Raw genomic sequence first — 18,343 nt, 5'->3', positions numbered from 1 at the left:
AGTACTCCCCTCCGTGCCGTCAACGGTACCCAATCACCAAGGAAAGGTAAAGCGATTGGCAAAATAAAAGTCAAATAAGCAGGTGGAGGCGGCTTTACGAGTACTTGGTACGAGCCGCCGCGACCTGCGTCAGGACCTGCTGGAGCACCTGGCTGCCGGGCGGCACGAGGGCGGGCTCGTACGTCCAGGCGTGCCCCACCCAGGGGTCGGCGAGGTGGTCGTCGGGCACCGGGGTCAGGCGCATCAGCGAGCGCCACAGGGGGTCGAGGAGGGGGCCGTAGGCGGAAGCCTCCTCACGGTCCGCGACCATCATCAGGTGGACGCCGACGGACGGGCCCTCGTCCGCGAGGTAGCGCAGCTGGGTCACCGCCCGGTCGTCGAAACCGTGCGGGAAGTCGTTGACGATCAGGAGCTGCTCGGAGGCGTCCACACCGGGCGGCAGGGAGTCGGCCGCGCCGCCGCGGACCGCCATCTGCACCAGGTCGACGCGCTGGGTGAGCCGCCCGAGGGTCTCGGCGACACCCGCCGCGCCGACGGCGGGCGGGGCGGCGAGCACACCGGTCCGCGCCAGCGGCGCGAGCGCCTGGACCCCCGATCCCGCCGGGTCGATGACGTGCAGGGTGAAGTCGCCCGCGGGGTGCACGGCGATCAGCCGGGCCGCGATCGCCACGGCCGTGTCCAGGGCGAGGCGGTGCAGTTCGTGGGCGTCGAGGAACGAGCCGTCGAGCGATCCGGCGGCTCCGCTGTCGATCCACAGGCCGCGCTCCAGCGGCAGCCTGACCAGCATCGGGATGCGCAGCTCGGGGCACTCCGGCAGATGCAGGTCGCCCAGGCGCACGGCCATGGGGACCTCGAAGGGCACCCGGTAGCCGTGCCAGACCGGGTTGTCCCAGCGGGCGTACGCCGGCGGCAGGGCGGGCTCGACCACCTCGGACTCGGCCGTGAGCTGGCCGAGATCCCGGTCGTAGACCGCGCGTGCCTGTTCGACGAGCTGGGCGTGCTTGGCGCGGGCCGTCTCCCGCGCCGCGTCGCCCTGTCCGCCGATCCGGCTGCGCGGGTCGGCGAGGGCCGCGTCGAGTTCCTTCTCCATCCTCGAGTCGGCGAAGTCGACGGCACTGCGGTACGCGGCCGTGGAGCGGGCCAGGTCCTCGAACATGCCCCACACCTGGTTGTAGAGCCGCTCGTCCATGGACCACCCGGTCGCGTCCCCGGCGACGGGCCGCGCGGGCTGCCCCGGCGGGGCGGGAGGCGCGGTGGGCGCGGGCGGCGGTGGGGCGGCGCTCTGACGGCGGGGATGGCTGTAGTCGATCGGCCCGCCGGCGGTGGGTGCGTTCGGTTGCGGAGCGGAGGCGTCCGAGGGCCCCTGGCCGTATCCGGACGGCGGCCCGCCGACCGCCGGGGTGCCCTGTGCGCCGTAGGGGGAGGTGGGCTGCGGCGTCCCGGGAGCGGGGCTGCCGTGGGGGGACATCGGCTGCGGTGAGCCGGAGGGCGAGCCGCCGTGGGGAGACATCGGTTGTGGTGGGGTGCCGGGTGCCTGGATGCCAGGTGGCTGGGTGCCGGTCGGCTGGGTGCCGTACGGCGACGACGGCGGTACGGCGCTGGGGGCGCCCTGGGGTGCGGAGGAGCTCTGTTCCGGGCCCGGTGCCGGGGTGGCCGTCCGGCGGGGACGGTCGGCCTCGGCGGTGAGCGGCGGGGGCATGGGCACCGCGCGGGACAGGCTCTGGGCCACCGCGTCGTGGATGGCCCCGGCGATCTGATGGGCCTGGGGCAGTCCCTGGTCGGCGAGGAGTTCGGCGAGGCCGCCCGCGTAGCCCTGGCCCACCGCGCGCACCTTCCAGGCGCCCTGGCGGCGGTAGAGCTCCAGCGCGACGACCGCCGACTCGGCGTCCAGGCCGGTGATGGTGTAGCTGGCGAGTTCGGTGCCGTCCGTGCCGGTGACCGCGACGAACGGGGCGGCGACGGCACCGAAGCTCACGGGGCCGCCCGCCGCGGGGAGGGCGAGCAGCACATGGACCCGGTGGACGGCCTCGGGGACCGCACCGAGGTCGACCGCGAGACGGTGGTCGGCGGCGGCCTGCCGGGAGACCTCCAGACCCGGCAGGGTGGGTGCGCCCGGATGGACGACCAACTCCGCGCCGTGCACCGTGCCGTGCTCGTCGCCGAGCGTGGCTCCGGCCACGACCGGCGTACCGGCCGCGATCCGGATCTCGAGACGGGCCTGGGAGAGCGGGTGGTTCTGCCCCCGCACCAGCTCGGCCGTCATCGCCTTCTCCCCCTGTGTAGTGGTGTCGGTCGGGTGCCGCTCGGCGGGCCGGTTACAGGTGCGGCAGGATCGCCGGCATCAGGTCCTGGAAGGTACGGCCGTTGGCGGGGGTGCCGAGGGCCGTCATCGTCCAGCCCGGGCCCGTCCGGTGCACCTTCGCCATGATCTGGGCGGTGTAGGAGCCGCCGCCGGCGAGGGTGTAGCGGGCCAGCTCCTGGCCGTTGGTCTCGTCGACCAGACGGCAGAACGCGTTCTGCACCTCCTGGAAGGTCTGGCCCGTGAAGGAGTTCACGGTGAAGACGATCTGGTCGATGTGGACCGGGACGCGGGCCAGGTCGACGAGGATCGCCTCGTCGTCCCCGCCCTGGCCGACGCCGCCGACGAGGTTGTCACCGGTGTGCTTGACCGAGCCGTCGTCGCTCACCAGGTGGCGGAAGAAGACGACGTCGACGGGCTGCTTGTCCGCGAACAGGACGGCGGAGGCGTCGAGGTCGACCTCCCGCGTGCGCGAGCCGAACAGGCCGCGGCGGGGAGCCGCCTGCCAGCCGAGGCCCATACGCACCGCGGTCAGGCTGCCTCCGTCGTTCTTCTGCAGGCTGATGGCCTGACCCTTGGTCATGTTGACGGTCACGCGCCGAACCCCTCTCGCTGTCCCCTGTTGCCGCGGCGCCCGCGGTTGACCAGCACCCTACGCAGGGCCACTGACGGCGACGCACCCCGGAGCGCACTTTGTGTCGGTCTTGCAACACAGCGCGATGGGGTCAGGCCAGGCCCGCCTCCTTCATCTGCCGGAGCTCCTTCTTCATCTCGGACACCTCGTCGCGCAGCCGGGCCGCGATCTCGAACTGGAGGTCGGCGGCGGCCGCACGCATACGTGCCGTCATCTCCTCGATCTGCTCGGTGAGTTCGGCCGCGGGACGGTCGGTCGGGACGGTCTCCTTGGCCTTGCCCTTGCCGGCCTTGGTGCCCGCCGCCTTGCCACTGAGGGCCGGCACCGGAGCCTTGGCCCCCTTGCCGTCCTTGCCCTTGCGGTAGCCGGAGCCGAGCAACTGCTCGGTGTCCACGTCCTCGCGGGCGATCTGGGCGACGATGTCGTTGATCTTCTTGCGCAGCGGCTGGGGGTCGATGCCCCGCTCCTTGTTGTACGCGACCTGCTTCTCCCGGCGCCGGTTGGTCTCCTCGATGGCCTTCTCCATCGCCGGGGTGATCTTGTCGGCGTACATGTGGACCTGGCCGGAGACGTTTCGCGCGGCGCGGCCGATGGTCTGGATCAGGGAGGTGCCGGAGCGCAGGAAGCCCTCCTTGTCGGCGTCGAGGATCGCGACCAGGGAGACCTCGGGCAGGTCGAGGCCCTCTCGCAGGAGGTTGATGCCGACCAGGACGTCGAACTCGCCGGAGCGCAGCTCGCGCAGCAGCTCCACGCGGCGCAGGGTGTCGACGTCGCTGTGCAGATAGCGGACCTGGATGCCGAGTTCCAGGAAGTAGTCGGTGAGGTCCTCGGCCATCTTCTTGGTGAGCGTGGTGACCAGGACGCGCTCGTCCTTCTCGGTGCGGGTGCGGATCTCGTGCACCAGGTCGTCGATCTGGCCCTCGGTGGGCTTGACGACGACCTCGGGGTCGACCAGGCCGGTGGGGCGGATGATCTGCTCGACGACGCCGTCCCCGCGCGAGAGCTCGTACTTGCCGGGGGTCGCCGACAGGTAGACCGTCTGCCCGATGCGCTCCGTGAACTCCTCCCACTTCAGGGGGCGGTTGTCCAGGGCCGAGGGGAGCCGGAAGCCGTGGTCGACGAGGGTGCGCTTGCGGGAGGCGTCGCCCTCGTACATGGCGCCGATCTGGGGCACGGTCACGTGCGACTCGTCGATGACGAGGAGGAAGTCGTCCGGGAAGTAGTCCAGCAGGGTGTTCGGCGGGGAGCCCGGCTGGCGGCCGTCGAAGTGCATCGAGTAGTTCTCGACACCCGAGCAGGAGCCGATCTGGCGGAGCATTTCCAGGTCGTAGGTGGTGCGCATGCGCAGGCGCTGGGCCTCCAGGAGCTTGCCCTGCTTCTCCAATTCGGCGAGGCGCTCCCCCAGCTCCTTCTCGATGTCGTTGACGGCCCGCTCCATGCGCTCGGGGCCCGCAACGTAGTGGGAGGCGGGGAAGACGTACAGCTGCTCGTCGTCGCTGATGATCTCGCCGGTGAGCGGGTGGAGGGTGGACAGCGCCTCGATCTCGTCGCCGAACATCTCGATGCGGACGGCGAGTTCCTCGTAGACCGGGAAGATCTCGATGGTGTCGCCGCGCACACGGAAGGTGCCGCGGGTGAAGGCGAGGTCGTTGCGCGTGTACTGGATGTCGACGAAGCGGCGCAGCAGCTGGTCGCGGTCGAGCTCGTCGCCGACCCGCAGGGGGACCATGCGGTCCACGTACTCCTGGGGCGTACCGAGACCGTAGATGCAGGAGACGGAGGCGACCACGACGACGTCACGGCGGGTGAGCAGCGAGTTGGTCGCGGAGTGGCGCAGTCGCTCGACCTCCTCGTTGATCGAGGAGTCCTTCTCGATGTAGGTGTCCGACTGCGGGACGTAGGCCTCGGGCTGGTAGTAGTCGTAGTACGAGACGAAGTACTCGACGGCGTTGTTCGGCAGCAGTTCGCGGAACTCGTTCGCCAGCTGGGCGGCCAGGGTCTTGTTCGGCGCCATCACGAGGGTGGGGCGCTGGAGCTTCTCGATCATCCACGCCGTGGTGGCGGACTTTCCGGTGCCGGTCGCGCCGAGCAGGACGACGTCCTTCTCGCCTGCCTCGATGCGCCTGGCCAGGTCGGCGATGGCCGCCGGCTGGTCGCCGCTGGGCTGGTAGGGGCTGACGACCTCGAAGGGCGCCACCGTACGTTCGATGTGGGAAACGGGCCGCATGGAGTCAACCGTACGACTCCCCACTGACAACGCGTCCCGATCAGGGGTTTCGGGCGGCGGGGGAAGCGGTGGGGCGGCGGTCCGGACGGCTGGAGCGGTGGGCCGGCGGTCCCGGAGGCGGTCGGCGGGGGGGTCCCGGGTGGCGTTCGGCCCGGCGGGGGGCGGGTGGGCTTCGGCGCGGAGGGCCGGCGGTCCCGGGTGGCGGTCGGCGCAGTGGGCCCGGCTGTCCCGGGTGGCGGACGGCGCAATGGGCCCGGCGGACCCGGGTCGCGTTCGACGCGGGGGTGGGTCAGCGGTTCTGGGGGGTGCGGGTGTCGTGGTGGGGCAGACCTCGGCGGGGGCGGAGCGAGGAGCGGCGGGCGGCCGGGTGGTGGACCAGCTCGCGGGCCGGGACTCCGGGCTTGTTCTCGGCGGGCGACCACACCGGCTTGCCCATGACCATCAGCGGATCGAACAGCACGACGACGCCCGCGAGCAGCAGGAAGGCGAGCGGGCCGATCATCATGGGCGCCAGCAGGGATGCGGGCGAGTCGCCCGAGACGGGGCTGCCGGTGTTGTGCAGATGGACGCTGAGGGCGGCCATGCCGGTGTAGTGCATGCCCGTGACGGCGAGGCCCATGACGAGGCTCGCGCCCACGCTCCACAGGAAGCCCCTGACCTGCCCGGCGGCCCACAGGGCGGCGGTGGCGGCGACGACGGCTATCACCACGGAGACGGCCACGGTGACGGTGTTGTACTCCAGCTGTCCGTTCAGGCGCATGCCCGCCATGCCCAGGTAGTGCATGGAGGCGATGCCCAGACCCGTGACGGCACCCCCGGTCATCAGGGCCGTCCCGGTCGCACCGCGGTAGCCGACGATGAAGACGCCGATGCCCACCATCACGATGGCGACACCCAGGCTGGCGAAGGTGATGCCCTTGTCGTAGTGGATGGGCGCCTCCTTGACGGTGAATCCCATCATCGCCACGAAGTGCATGGTCCAGATGCCGGAGCCGATCGCCGCCGAGCCGAGCGCCAGCCAACCGGGGCGCCAGGACCGGTTGACCAGCATCGATCTGGTGGTGCAACGCAGGCCGAGGGCGCCGCCGAGGCAGGCCATGAGGTAGGCCACCAGCGGTGTGACGAGTCCGTAGCTGAATCCGTCGACCGTGCCTTGCATGCGCGGCTACCCTTCCGCCTTCTTACGTCATGGAATTCCCTGAAACATGCCCGTTCCCAGTACCGCCCGGACGGTCGGGGTCGAGGCAGAGAGTATGACCCCCACCGGAATGGTCGAACGATTTTCCGGCAAAGAAACACGTCCTTGCCCCAGTTGTGCGGCGCTGGTGAGCGGACTTGGGACGTACCCGTTCAGGATGTGTCCATTCTGTACCCCGGTGCCGTTGACCCGGTGCTGTCAGAGTGGTGCTGTACGTGATTGCTCGACGCGAGGAGTACGTATGCACGCGCGCGCAGCGACCACCATGGGCACCGCGCTCCTGGGAACCGCCGCCCTCCTGCTTCCCGCAACCGACGTCCGCGCCGTCGAGGACGGCACACCGCCCGCGATCATCGCCCACCGGGGCGCCTCCGCCCGCGCCCCCGAGAACACCCTGGCCGCCGTCGACAAGGCCGCCGCGCTCGGCGCCGTCTGGGTCGAGAACGACGTCCAGCGCACCAGGGACGGCGCACTCGTCGTCCTTCACGACGACAGCCTGGCGCGCACGACCGACGTCGAGCAGGTCTTCCCCGGCCGGGCCCCCTGGAAGGTGAAGGACTTCACCGCCGCCGAGATCCGCCTCCTGGACGCCGGCAGCTGGTTCGGCGCCTCCTACGCGGGCGCGCGCGTGCCGACGCTCGAGCAGTACCTGCACCGGGTCGATCTTCACCGTCAGAAGCTGCTCCTCGAACTCAAGAACCCGGAGCTGTACCCGGGCATCGAGCGGCAGACCCTCAAGCTCCTGAGCAACGAGGGGTGGTTCGACCGACGGCACCGGGACCGGCTCGTCGTGCAGAGCTTCAGCGCGGCCTGCCTGCGGACCGTCCACCACCTCAAGCCCGGTGTGAAGACCGGCTACCTCGGGAAGCCGGCGGTCGCGGACCTGCCCGCGTACGCGGACTTCGCCGACCAGATCAACCCGTCGTACACCGCCCTCTCCACGGCCTACGTCTCCGCGGTGCACGCCTTCACGGGCCCGCACGGCAAGCCGCTGGAGGTCTCCGCCTGGACCGTGAACACCGCCGACGCGGCCCGGCGGGTGGCCCGGTACGGCGTCGACGGCGTCATCACCAACAAACCCGACGTGGTGCGGGACGCGCTGGTCGGCTAGGCGGCCGTTCCCGCAGGTCACGGGGCATTGTCAGTGCCGGCCCGTACGGTGGGGCGCATGAACAGCCATGGGCAGGACGAGCAGCAGGTCGTGTGGGCCGTCGTCGGCACGGACATCGGACCGCTGCTGCTGGCCGCGACCCCCGAGGGTCTGGTCAACGTGGTCTTCCACGCCACCGACGCGGTGCGCGACAAGGCGCTGGAGCGGCTCGCGTCGCGGCTGGGCACCGAGCCCTTCGAGGCTCCCGGTTCCCCGCTGCTGGCCGAGGCGATACGCCAGGTCGAGGCGTACTTCGCGGGCGACCGCCGGACCTTCGAGCTGCCCCTGGACTGGTCGCTGATCTCGGGCTTCAACCGCCAGGTGCTGCGCGAGCTGGCGTCCGGTGTGGCCTACGGCCAGGTCGTCGGGTACGGCGATCTGGCCGGGCGGGTCGGCCAGCCCGGTGCCGCGCAGGCCGTCGGGGTGGCCATGGGTTCCAATCCGCTGCCGGTCGTCGTGCCCTGCCACCGTGTCGTCGAGAGCGACGGCGGCATCGGCGGGTTCGGTGGCGGCCTGGAGACCAAGCGGAAGCTGCTCGCGCTGGAGGGCGTGCTGCCGGAGCCGCTGTTCTGACGCGCGCCCGCCACCCTTCGTGGGGCCACTGCTCCGTGACGGGCCCTGCACACCTTGGCGAAAGGCCCCGCACTGCTTCGTGAAGGCCCTGCGCGACGGCTGGTCGGAACGCCGACGCGGTAGCAGACTCCGCCGTGCGCACAGCCACTGGCATCCGAGGGCTCGGAGCCGAAGGGACGGCGATCAGACATGAGCGGGAACAGGGCAGTCGCGTATCTCAAGCCGGGCGCGGTGGAGGTCAGGACCGTCGACCACCCCACGCTCGAGCTCCAGGACAGGCCGGGGGTGTCTCCCGAAGCGGTCGGCAGGAAGTGCCGGCACGGGGTCATCCTCAAGGTCCTCGCCACCAACATCTGCGGAAGCGACCAGCACATGGTGCGCGGGCGGACGACCGCGCCCGAAGGGCTGGTCCTCGGACACGAGATCACCGGGGAGGTCGTCGAACGGGGCCCGGACGTCGAGTTCGTCGAGGTCGGCGACATCGTCTCCGTACCGTTCAACATCGCCTGCGGGCGGTGCCGCAACTGCAAGGAGGGCAAGACCGGCATCTGCCTGAACGTCAACGCGTCCCGCCCGGGCGCGGCCTACGGCTACGTCGACATGGGCGGCTGGGTCGGAGGCCAGGCCGAGTTCGCCATGGTTCCGTACGCGGACTTCAACCTGCTGAGGTTCCCGGACCGGGACGAGGCCCGCGAGAAGCTGCTCGATCTGACCATGCTGTCGGACATCTTCCCGACCGGCTTCCACGGTGTGGTGAGCTCGGGCGCGGGCGTCGGTTCGACCGTGTACGTCGCCGGGGCGGGCCCGGTGGGGCTGGCGGCGGCCGCGTCGGCACAGCTGCTCGGTGCCGCCGTGGTCATCGTCGGGGACCTCAACGCCGAGCGGCTCGCCCAGGCGCGCAGCTTCGGGTGCGAGACCGTCGACGTGTCTCAGGGCCCCGTGGAGGACCAGATCGCGCAGATCCTCGGGGAGCCCGAGGTGGACGCCGCCGTGGACGCGGTGGGCTTCGAGGCACGCGCCCACGGCAGGGACGCCCCGGAGGCGCCCGCTACCGTCCTCAACTCCCTCATGGGCATCACACGCGCGGGCGGTGCGCTGGGTATCCCCGGCCTGTACGTCACCGAGGACCCCGGCGGGGTCGACGAGGACGCGAAGAGCGGGACGCTGAAGGTGCGGCTCGGGCTCGGCTGGGCCAAGAGCCACCGCTTCACGACCGGGCAGTGCCCGGTGATGAAGTACAACCGGAGCCTGATGATGGCGATCCTGCACGGCCGTGTGCACATCGCCAAGGCGGTCAACGCCACCGTCATCGGCCTGGAGGACGCACCGCGCGGCTACGCCGAGTTCGACCAGGGCGCCAGCCGCAAGTACGTGCTCGACCCGCACGGCGCGCTGAACGGCGTACGACCGGTCTGACCTCGGCCGGAGGGTGGGGCCACGCGCACACGCGTGTGGCCCCTCTCATCTCAGCCGTGCGGACACGTTCAGTCGTAGTGGCGCGCTTCGAAGACGTTGCCGTCCGGGTCGCGGAAGTAGAAGCTGCGCCTGGCCAGTCCGCGGGCGCCGAAGGAGTCGTGGGAGAGCTCCGAGACGGGCGCCGACCGTTCCTCCAGACGGGCGCGGAGTGTCTCGAAATCGTCGGCGGGCAGGGCCAGACACACATGATTGACGGGGTGTCCCGCGCTCTCCGCGGCCCCGGGGACCATTGTCATGCGCTCCGCCGCGGCGACCGGCATGAGGTCGAAGATGGTCTCGTCGTTGAGCCGTACGGAGGGAAAGGGCGCCGCTCCTGCGGCGTAGTCGGTGGTCCTCACGGGTTCCATGCCCAGCGCCTTCTCGTAGAAGTCGGCTGACGCCAGCGGGTCGCGCACCCAGAGGACGACATGGTCGAGACGTGTCGAGTTGTCCGTCATGCACCCCAGGCTGGTGTCGTCCGCCACCACCCGCAAGGGTTTGACCGGACGCGCCGCTCGCCAGAGATGAGGGAAGACCGACCGACAGGAGGCAGGCCGTGGTGCTGGTGTTGTCCGAAGAGGTGCGCGAGGCGATCGACGCGCGTCGACCCGTGGTGGCCCTGGAGTCCACGATCATCGCGCATGGGCTGCCGCGTCCGCGCAATCTCCAGGTGGCGCTGGAGCTGGAGGACGTCGTACGGCAGGAGGGGGCCGTACCGGCGACCATCGCCGTGCTGGACGGGCGGCCCCATGTCGGCCTCGACAAGGAGCAGCTGGAGCGGGTCGCGAACGAGGACGGGATCCGCAAGCTGGGTCACCGTGATCTGCCGCACGCGGTGGCCACCGGGGCGAGCGGGGCGACCACGGTGTCGGCGACGGCGCAGCTGGCGGCACTGGCCGGGGTGCGGGTGTTCGCGACGGGCGGGCTCGGCGGGGTGCACCGGCAGTGGACGGTCACGCAGGACGAGTCGGCCGACCTCGGCCTGCTGGCGCGCACGCGGATCACCGTGGTGTGCGCGGGGGTGAAGTCGATCCTGGACGTGCCCGCGACCCTGCAACGGCTGGAGACCCTGGGAGTCGCGGTGGCCGGGTACGGCACGGACCGCTTCCCGGGCTTCTACCTCTCCGACTCGGGGCACCCCGTGGAGTGGACGCTGCACACGCCGGACCAGGTGGCGGACGTGATGCGGGCCCAGGACGCGCTCGACGGGCCGGAGTCCTCGCTGATCGTCGCCAACCCGGTGCCCGAGGCGCAGCAGCTGGATCCCGGTCTGCACGCGCGTGTGCTCGCGGAGGCGCTGCACGCGTGCGAGGAGGCGGGGGTCACCGGGCAGGGGGTCACCCCGTTCCTGCTGGACTACCTGGTGCGCCACACCGACGGCGCCTCCCTGAGCGCCAACCTGGCGGCGGTGCGTGGCAATGTGCGGCTGGCGGGTCGGATCGCGACGGCCTGGGCCGGGGCGTGACCACGGGTGGGCCCGGTGCGGCCGCGACTGACCGGGGCGGCGCCCTGCTGGTCGTCGGTGACGTCATCACCGATGTCGTCGCCCGGCACCGGGGGCCGCTCGCCGTCGGCACGGACACGGTCGCCGCGATCCGTACGGTGCCGGGCGGGGCGGGCGCCAACGTGGCCTGCTGGGCCGCGTACGGGGGCGGTGCGGAGGTACGGCTGCTCGGGCGGGTGGGCGCGGATGCGGTCGCGTGGCACGAGCGGGAGCTGACCGCGTGCGGGGTACGGCCGCGGCTCGTCGTCGACCCCGAGGCGCCGACCGGCACGGTCATCTGCCTGGTGGACGCGGGTGCGGGCGCCGAGCGGACGCTCCTCACCGACAGCGGGGCGTCGCTGCGGCTGGAGCCGGCCGACTGGTCGGACGACCTGCTCGACGGTGTCGGGCGGCTGCACCTGTCGGGCTATCTCCTGTTCGCGGAGTCGAGCCGCGCCCTGGTGTCGGTGGCCCTGGAGTCGGCACGCGCGCGTGGGGTGCCGGTGAGCCTGGATCCGGCGTCGGCGGGCTTCCTCAGGGAGCTGGGCGTGGGCCGCTTCCTCTCCCTGATCGAGGGGGTGGACGTCCTGTTGCCGAGTCGGGACGAGGCGTGCCTGCTCACCGGGTTGCCCGACACGGCGGACGCGGCGGCCAAGCTGAGCCGTCATGTCCCGCTGGTGGTCACCAAGCAGGGAGCCGAGGGCGCGCTGATCGCCCGGTCCGGTTCGGTGTACGCCCATGTGCCCGCCGTAGCCGCGACGCCGCGGGACACCACGGGGGCGGGCGACGCCTTCACCGGCACGTTCCTCGCGGCGCTGCTCACGGGCTCCGGGCCTAAGGACGCGGCGGAGCAGGGGTGCCGGGCGGGGGCACTGGCGGTGGAGCGGGTGGGCGGGAGACCGCCGGGGTCGGACTGACGCCGGTCGGCCGGCCACCGCTGCCGGACCGGCGACGGCGGGTGCTCCCATGGCGGCCGGCGCGCGCCCCTGCGGAGGCGGGACCGGCGCCGGCCGATGGTTCCGTAACGGCACCCGGAACCCGCAGGGCCTGCCCGCCCGCAGGCCTCCTCCCCGTTACGCCTTGCGCCCCCACGCCGAGATCAACGGGGCAGTGGCCAGATCCATCGTGCCGGTGGCCACGTTCGCGAGGTGCTGGTCGATGTCCGCGTCCGTGGCGAGGCCCGCCGTGACGAGCTGGTCGCGGATCTGGCGGATCGTGGCGGACTCCAGGGCGGCGCAGGCCGGTGAGGCGAGCGGGAAGTACGCGTCGGCGGTGACCTGGCGCAGTCCGGCCTCGCGGAGCAGGCGCGGGAGGGTGCGGCCGTAGGAGAGGTCCGCGCCGCGGTCGGCGAGCAGCGAGCGGAAGCCCTGCCGCAGCCGGTTCGCCAACTGCTGCTCGGGGCCGTGTTCGTCGGGGCAGGTCAGCGGCTGAAGGGCGGGGTCGGCGTCCTCCAACAGGAGCCGTCCGCCGGGGCGCAGCGCCTTGATCATCGAGCGCAACGCCCGTTCGCGGTCCGGCACATGAACCAGGACAAGCCGGGCGTGCACCAGGTCGAAGCCCTCCCCCGGCGGTTCCTCGGCGCTCACGTCGTGGACGCGCACGTCCACCGGTGGGCGGGCCGCAGGGGTGAGCCTGGTGGTGTCGATGTCCGTCGCGACGACCTTTCCCGTCGGGCCGACCTTCTTCGCCAGCCAGGACACCACTGAGGTGCCGCCGGCGCCGACCTCCCAGCACCGCCAGCCCGGCCCGATGCCGAATCCTTCGAGGTGCCGGAAGGTCGTGGGATCGAAGAGGGTCGCGAAGGCGTCGAAGCGCTCCGCCGCCTCCGCCTGCCGGTTGTCGAGGAGATACCCGTCGGTTCGTGTCATGCGGCGATGATCCCAGTTGCCGGGCTTGTCCGGAACGGACGACGCGGTCGCTACGACGAGATGGTCGACGCCGGTCCGGCACAGAGGCCGGCGCGGGCGGTTGTCCACAGGCGGGAACCAAACGGAATGGTCCCTGTCCACAGGCTCACCCGGCGCTTACGTGGGACTGGCACACTGGCTCGCCAGGACGCAGCAACGCGTCGAACGGGGAGATCCACGCAAGGAGATGCAGATGTCCATGGCAGGGAATCTGCGCAAGGTCACGGGCCTCGGCAGGGTCGGCGGCCTGCGCAAGGTGGCCCGGCTGGCCCGGCGGCGCCCGCGTGTCGACCTGAGCCACCACGCCCGCTCCCCGCTGGGCACCTCGGTCGTCAACTGCGTGACGTACCGGGAGGGAACGCGGATCCCGGTCGAGGGCGATCTGGTGGACACCGTGGAGCGGATGCGCAAGAGCCGTGACGGTTTCGTCTGGCTCGGTCTGCACGAGCCGTCGGACCACGAGTTCGAGGGCGTCGCCGACCTCTTCGACCTCCACCCCCTGGCCGTCGAGGACGCGGTGGAGGCCCATCAGCGCCCGAAGGTGGAGCGCTACGGCGAGACGCTGTTCGCGGTGTTCAAGACGGTCTGCTACGTGGAGCACGAAGAGCTCACGGCGACGAGCGAGGTGGTCAACACCGGCGAGATCATGGTGTTCGTCGGCGAGGACTTCGTGATCACGGTGCGGCACGGCAGCCACGGTTCGCTGGGCCCGCTGCGCGAGGAGCTGGAGGCCGACCCCGCGCAACTCGCCAAGGGGCCGGCCGCGGTGCTGCACGCGATCGCGGACCATGTGGTCGACGACTATCTGAGCGTCACCGACTCGGTGCAGTCGGACATCGACCTGGTCGAGACGGCGGTGTTCTCGGAGAGCGGCGCCCGGGTGGACCCGGGCCGCATCTACCAGCTCAAGCGTGAACTCCTGGAGCTGAAGCGGGCGGTGGTGCCGCTCAGCCGTCCGATCGAGGAGTTGTCCACCCGGCCGATCCAGGTCATCGCCCCGGAGATACAGGCATACTTCCGCGATGTCTCCGACCATCTGCTGCGCGCCAAGGAGCAGATCGCAGCCTTCGACGAACTGCTCAACTCGATCCTTCAGGCGCACCTCGCGCAGGTGACGGTCGCGCAGAACGAGGACATGCGGAAGATCACCGCCTGGGCGGCCGTGATCGCCGTCCCGACGATGGTGTGCGGGGTGTACGGAATGAACTTCGACCACATGCCGGAGCTGCACTGGACGTTCGGTTATCCGTTGGTCATGGGTGTCATAGCCGTCGCGTGCGCGGTGCTCTACCGCGGCTTCCGGCGCAACGGCTGGTTGTGAGAGGGGGCGTCCGCGTGGCGCGTCAGTGGGTGGTGGCGGAGCGGGCGTAGACGCTCTCGGCCCAGCCGGCGATCTGTCCGTCCGTCAGGTGCCGGGCCAGGTCGGCCTCGCTGATCATGCCGACCAGGCGCTTGTTCTCGATGACGGGGAGCCTGCGGATCTGGTGCTCGCGCATCTCGTGGAGGACGTCGTCGACGTCGGCGCTCGCGGCGATCCAGCGCGGAGTGCCCTGGGCCATCTCGCCCGCGGTGACCCGGGCCGGGTCGTGGCCCACGGCCACACAGCCGATGACGATGTCGCGGTCGGTGAGGATGCCGCACAGCCGTTCGTTCTCGTCGCTGATCGGCAGGGCTCCGACGCCGAGTTCACGCATCAGCTGGGCGGCGCGGTCGAGGGTCTCGTGGGCGGGGATCCACTGGGCACCCCGGTGCATGATGTCTCCGGCGGTGGTCATGGAGTACCTCCCGGTGCCGGACGGCCGGCGCGGCGCGGACGGCACCGCAAGTCCCGGCGCCCTACATTCTCGCGGTGCCATCGGGGGCGCGCACCCGGGGGCGGGCGGCGCTCAGGCCGAGAAGCTCACGATCTTCCGCGGGACCACCCGGATGATCACGCGGACTTCGTCGTCCTTCTCGGCGGGCGGGTCGATACCGAGGTACTTGTGCGAGAGCTCGCGCGGGAGCCGCTTCTCCTCGTCCGGGAGGATCTCGGCGGTGCCGCGGATCTCGACCGAGGTGTAGGGGTTGGCGAGGTCGAAGACCGAGAGGCTGATGCGGGGGTCACGGCGGAGGTTGCGCACCTTCTGGCGTCCGTCGGTGGAGGAGAAAAGCACGGTGTCGCCCTCACGCCGGATCCAGACGACGGAGTTCTGCGGCGCGCCGTCCGAGCCGAGGGTGGCGACACTGGCGAAGTTCTTGCCGTCGAGCAGGGCGCGGACGGAGTCGCCGAAGGTGACGGGAGCTGTGGAGGAGGTCGTCATGGGACCAGGGTAATTAAATGCACGCGCATATAAAAGCGGTTTGATCGAAAAGGTTCGGTCGAGGCGGCGTTCTTCGATCGAGGCGGGGTTCTTCGAATCAGCCGTTCCACGCCGGGTGGCGGGGGTCGTCGGCGCGGACGAGGACGTCGGCGGTGCCGGCCGGGTCGGTCTCCTCGGCGTAGCGCTCGTAGGCGGGGAGGGTCCAGTGGTCGGCCTCGGGGGTACGGCGGCGGAGGGCGCCCTCGGAGAGGAGGACGTGGACGGACAGGTCGAAGGGGAACCAGTGGCGCAGCAGGAGCGGGCCGTGGAGCAACAGGACGCCGCCGGGCGGGAGTTGGACATAGGGGCTGCGGGTGGCGCGGTCGGTGACGGGGTCCCACAGGTCGGGCAGGACACGGCCGTCTCCGCCGGGTTCGAGGGGGCCGAAGACCTCGCGCCAGAGGGCGGCGGTGTCGAACCAGCCGTTGTAGTAGGCCTCCAGGTCGTGGTGGCCGTATTCCAGACGGAGCGAGGCGGGACGCAGGAAGCCCTCCAAGCCGACGACGAGCGAGGGGCGACCGCGTATGCGCAGCGCCTCACCGACCCGTTCGGCGAGCTCGCCCGGCCGGGCCGCGGGGGCGCCGTCGAGGGCGACGCGGGGCCAGGGGCTGCCGTCGGCCGGCTTCAGGTCGAGGAGCCGGTCGGCCAGGTGGTCGCCGAGCCGTTCCCAGGTGATCGCTTCGAGTCGCACATGGCCATGATGCGGGAGTCGGCGATCGGGCGGGGCGGTGAGCAGGTGCGGGAGTTGAGGGGTGGGCGAGGTGTCGCGAGAGGGGGGTGGTGCTGGTGGAGGCGGCGGTTGCGGTGGTTCGTAGCGGTGGCGGCGGTTGAGGTCGACGGGATCGTGTCGCCGACGTGGCATTGGATGTGGAGGTCGATGGGGGCGGTGTCGGGGGGCCGGTGGTCACGGGGTCGGTGGTCAAGGGGTCGGTGGTCAAGGGGTCCGTGGACGGGACGGCGGTCGCAGAGCCGGTGGTCACGGCGTCGGTGGACGGGGACGGTGGTCCGGGGGGCCGCTAGTCGGGGCGCCGGTCGTAGGAGGGTCGGGGGTGGGGGCAGTTGGGGAATGAACTCGTCATGGCAGGCCTCGCTACTCCCCCCGCTCGTGGTGGTCCTCTCGTGTTCCAGCCGTTGCGGAGGCGGCACTGTGCGGAGTGCCGGGGCGGGCCGTTGGCGCTGCTCGTGGTGGAGGGCGGGGCGCCTCGGTGTCTCGACTGCGCCGACCTCGGGCATCTTGTCTTCCTGCCGCGCGGGGACACGGCGCTCACGCGTCGGTCGCGGGAGGAGAGCGCGCTGTCGGCGGTGGTCGTCCGCTTCAACCGGCGCAAGGGGCGGTACGAGCGGCAGGGGGTGCTCGTAGAGGAGGCCGGGCTGGCGCGGGCCGAGGAGCGGTGTCTGGCGGACGCGGAGGCACGGCGACGGCGGCGGGTGCGGGACGCCAGGCGGCGTGCGGTGGAGGACGTGCGGTTCGCGGAGGCGTTCGCGGCGGAGGTACGGCGACTGTTCCCGGGGTGCCCGGACGAACGGGCCGCGGCCATCGCCTCGCACGCGTCGGTGCGGGGCAGTGGACGGGTGGGGCGGAGTGCGGCGGGGCGGGCCTTGTCGGAGCGGGCGGTGATGTCGGCTGTGGTGGCCGCCGTACGGCATGTCGATACGCCGTATGACGCGTTGCTGATGAGCGGGGTGACACGGCATGAGGCTCGGCGGCGGATCGCGGGGGATGTGGAAGCGGTGCTGAGGGGGTGGCGGGGTGCGGGGGTGGGGGTGCGGCGGGAGGAGACAGCGAGCTGAGGGCGCCGGGTACGGGTGGTTCGGCACCGGCAGGCAGGCCGTCGCAGCTCACGCGCCGTGTCGGCGGAGCGGGGGGTCCGGCGGGCCGACGAGTACTGACGGGCAGGCCGTCGCGGCTCACGCGCCGGGCCGGCAGGGCGAGGAGTCCGGCGGGCCGACGAGCACTGACGGGCAGGCCGTCGCGGCTCACGCGCCGGGCCGGCAGGGCGAGGAGTCCGGCGGGCACGACCACTTACGGGAGGAGAGGCCGGAAGGGGGAGGGCGAGGTGACCGGGGCTGGGCCGAGGTCCACTCTGCCCCTCCACCCCCCCGGCCGTCCCCCTGCCCGTTCCCTCTCCCCCCTTCTCACCTCCCATTTCTCCCTACCCCTGGACGGTTGCGTATGGAAGTGCGCGGATAGGTCATGGATTGAAGGGCGGGGGTGGGGTTGGCTGGTGGGGTCGGTGGGGGTGGGGCTTGGCTGGAGGCGGGAGCTGGTGTGGTGATGATCGATGGGCCTTATTTCTGGCTGGTGGTGCTGGGGGTGCTCGGGACCGGCCTGGTGGCCGGGGTGTTCTGCGCGTTCTCGACCTTCGTGATGCGGGGACTCGCCGCGTTGCCGCCCGCTCAGGGCGTCGCCGCGATGAACTCGATCAACGTGAACGCGGTACGGCCGCCGTTCATGACCGTGTTCGCGGGCTCCGCCGTGCTGTGCGCGGTGATCGCGGTGGTGACGTTCGTGCTGTGGCCGGACGAGGGGACCGTGGAGCTGCTGGTGGGCAGCGCGCTGTATCTGTTCGGCTCGTTCGGGCTGACGATGGTGGCGAACGTGCCCCGCAACGACGCCCTGCTCAAGCTGGACCCCGGCACCCCCGAGGCGGCCACGTACTGGCCGACGTACGTGCGCGAGTGGACGATGTGGAACCACGTCCGCGCGATCGCCTCCGGCGCTGCGGCGGTGGCGTACGTACTGGCCCTCACCTGAGCGACGCCGCCAACCCCCGGCACCGAGCACCCCGACCGCACCCCAAGCGCCCCGCCCCGCACGCCACCGCATACCGACCGCACTCCACCTCGCCCGCCCCACACGCCACCGCACCGCGAAGCACGCTCCACCGCCCCTGCCCCCACGCCACCCCACCGCTCCCCAACCCCCACGCCGCCCCACCGCGCCCCGCACGCCACCGCACCCGCCCCACACCCCGACCGCACACCACCGCCCCGCGCACCGCACACCCCCACCCCGCGAACCGCACTCCCCACCCCGCGAAACCGCACCCTGCGCCCCCGGCCCACGCGTCGTATCGT

General features: G+C 71.6%; 17 protein-coding genes. 8 read left to right on the top strand and 9 right to left on the bottom strand.

Annotated features, from left to right (window positions below):
• Positions 1-94: 94 nt before the first annotated feature.
• The 4 genes from OHN19_RS32815 to OHN19_RS32800 all read right to left on the bottom strand — a co-directional run bounded on the left by OHN19_RS32815 (position 95) and on the right by OHN19_RS32800 (position 6,319).
• Complete coding sequence (locus OHN19_RS32815) at positions 95-2,263, bottom strand: TerD family protein (RefSeq protein ID WP_330267667.1); 2,169 nt, start codon at positions 2,261-2,263, stop codon at positions 95-97.
• A 52-nt stretch (positions 2,264-2,315) separates the two neighbouring features.
• The gene (locus OHN19_RS32810) at positions 2,316-2,894 is read right to left on the bottom strand and encodes a TerD family protein (RefSeq protein WP_164426747.1); all 579 of its coding nucleotides are present in this window, start codon (positions 2,892-2,894) and stop codon (positions 2,316-2,318) included.
• 130 nt (positions 2,895-3,024) lie between these two features.
• The gene (gene uvrB, locus OHN19_RS32805) at positions 3,025-5,160 is read right to left on the bottom strand and encodes an excinuclease ABC subunit UvrB (RefSeq protein WP_330267666.1); all 2,136 of its coding nucleotides are present in this window, start codon (positions 5,158-5,160) and stop codon (positions 3,025-3,027) included.
• Between the two features lie 289 nt (positions 5,161-5,449).
• Positions 5,450-6,319 (bottom strand): MHYT domain-containing protein, encoded by an 870-nt coding sequence (locus OHN19_RS32800; protein WP_330267665.1) that lies wholly within the window; start codon positions 6,317-6,319, stop codon positions 5,450-5,452.
• Between the two features lie 280 nt (positions 6,320-6,599).
• Between OHN19_RS32800 and OHN19_RS32795 the strand changes: the two genes are divergently transcribed.
• The 3 genes from OHN19_RS32795 to fdhA all read left to right on the top strand — a co-directional run bounded on the left by OHN19_RS32795 (position 6,600) and on the right by fdhA (position 9,497).
• Positions 6,600-7,469 (top strand): glycerophosphodiester phosphodiesterase, encoded by an 870-nt coding sequence (locus OHN19_RS32795; protein ID WP_330267664.1) that lies wholly within the window; start codon positions 6,600-6,602, stop codon positions 7,467-7,469.
• A gap of 57 nt (positions 7,470-7,526) precedes the next feature.
• Positions 7,527-8,081 carry a methylated-DNA--[protein]-cysteine S-methyltransferase gene (locus OHN19_RS32790; protein WP_330267663.1) on the top strand — a complete coding sequence of 185 codons (555 nt, stop codon included), beginning with the start codon at positions 7,527-7,529 and terminating at the stop codon, positions 8,079-8,081.
• A gap of 189 nt (positions 8,082-8,270) precedes the next feature.
• Positions 8,271-9,497, top strand: coding sequence for a formaldehyde dehydrogenase, glutathione-independent (fdhA, locus tag OHN19_RS32785; protein ID WP_330267662.1), 1,227 nt, complete (start codon positions 8,271-8,273; stop codon positions 9,495-9,497).
• Between the two features lie 68 nt (positions 9,498-9,565).
• Here the strand turns inward: fdhA and OHN19_RS32780 are convergent, their stop codons facing one another.
• Positions 9,566-9,994, bottom strand: coding sequence for a VOC family protein (locus OHN19_RS32780; protein ID WP_330267661.1), 429 nt, complete (start codon positions 9,992-9,994; stop codon positions 9,566-9,568).
• A 98-nt stretch (positions 9,995-10,092) separates the two neighbouring features.
• Between OHN19_RS32780 and OHN19_RS32775 the strand changes: the two genes are divergently transcribed.
• Complete coding sequence (locus OHN19_RS32775) at positions 10,093-11,001, top strand: pseudouridine-5'-phosphate glycosidase (RefSeq protein WP_330267660.1); 909 nt, start codon at positions 10,093-10,095, stop codon at positions 10,999-11,001.
• Positions 10,998-11,936 carry a sugar kinase gene (locus OHN19_RS32770; protein ID WP_330267659.1) on the top strand — a complete coding sequence of 313 codons (939 nt, stop codon included), beginning with the start codon at positions 10,998-11,000 and terminating at the stop codon, positions 11,934-11,936. Before OHN19_RS32775 ends, OHN19_RS32770 begins: the two co-directional genes overlap by 4 nt.
• Positions 11,937-12,092: 156 nt before the next feature.
• Here the strand turns inward: OHN19_RS32770 and OHN19_RS32765 are convergent, their stop codons facing one another.
• Positions 12,093-12,887: a methyltransferase domain-containing protein gene (locus tag OHN19_RS32765; RefSeq protein ID WP_330267658.1), complete on the bottom strand. Its 795-nt coding sequence runs from the start codon at positions 12,885-12,887 to the stop codon at positions 12,093-12,095.
• Between the two features lie 232 nt (positions 12,888-13,119).
• Here OHN19_RS32765 and OHN19_RS32760 point away from each other — a divergent pair, with 232 nt between their 5' ends.
• Positions 13,120-14,247 (top strand): magnesium and cobalt transport protein CorA, encoded by a 1,128-nt coding sequence (locus OHN19_RS32760; RefSeq protein ID WP_330267657.1) that lies wholly within the window; start codon positions 13,120-13,122, stop codon positions 14,245-14,247.
• A gap of 22 nt (positions 14,248-14,269) precedes the next feature.
• Here the strand turns inward: OHN19_RS32760 and OHN19_RS32755 are convergent, their stop codons facing one another.
• From OHN19_RS32755 to OHN19_RS32745, 3 genes are all read right to left on the bottom strand, one after another.
• A complete protein-coding gene (locus OHN19_RS32755) occupies positions 14,270-14,701 on the bottom strand; it encodes a CBS domain-containing protein (RefSeq protein ID WP_330267656.1) in 432 nt (143 codons plus the stop codon).
• A gap of 111 nt (positions 14,702-14,812) precedes the next feature.
• Positions 14,813-15,226 (bottom strand): PPOX class F420-dependent oxidoreductase, encoded by a 414-nt coding sequence (locus OHN19_RS32750; protein WP_330267655.1) that lies wholly within the window; start codon positions 15,224-15,226, stop codon positions 14,813-14,815.
• Positions 15,227-15,323: 97 nt separating this feature from the next.
• The gene (locus OHN19_RS32745) at positions 15,324-15,956 is read right to left on the bottom strand and encodes a uridine kinase (protein ID WP_330267654.1); all 633 of its coding nucleotides are present in this window, start codon (positions 15,954-15,956) and stop codon (positions 15,324-15,326) included.
• A gap of 386 nt (positions 15,957-16,342) precedes the next feature.
• Between OHN19_RS32745 and OHN19_RS32740 the strand changes: the two genes are divergently transcribed.
• Both OHN19_RS32740 and OHN19_RS32735 read left to right on the top strand, forming a co-directional pair.
• Positions 16,343-17,056 carry a DUF2293 domain-containing protein gene (locus OHN19_RS32740; RefSeq protein WP_330267653.1) on the top strand — a complete coding sequence of 238 codons (714 nt, stop codon included), beginning with the start codon at positions 16,343-16,345 and terminating at the stop codon, positions 17,054-17,056.
• A 484-nt stretch (positions 17,057-17,540) separates the two neighbouring features.
• The gene (locus OHN19_RS32735) at positions 17,541-18,020 is read left to right on the top strand and encodes a DUF1772 domain-containing protein (RefSeq protein WP_330267652.1); all 480 of its coding nucleotides are present in this window, start codon (positions 17,541-17,543) and stop codon (positions 18,018-18,020) included.
• Positions 18,021-18,343: the final 323 nt, after the last annotated feature.

It is taken from the genome of Streptomyces griseorubiginosus (genome assembly GCF_036345115.1).
Taxonomy (GTDB): Bacteria; Actinomycetota; Actinomycetes; order Streptomycetales; family Streptomycetaceae; genus Streptomyces; species Streptomyces griseorubiginosus_C.
Note: the sequence above shows the minus strand (reverse complement) of the source record. Positions and strands in the feature narration are given on the sequence as shown.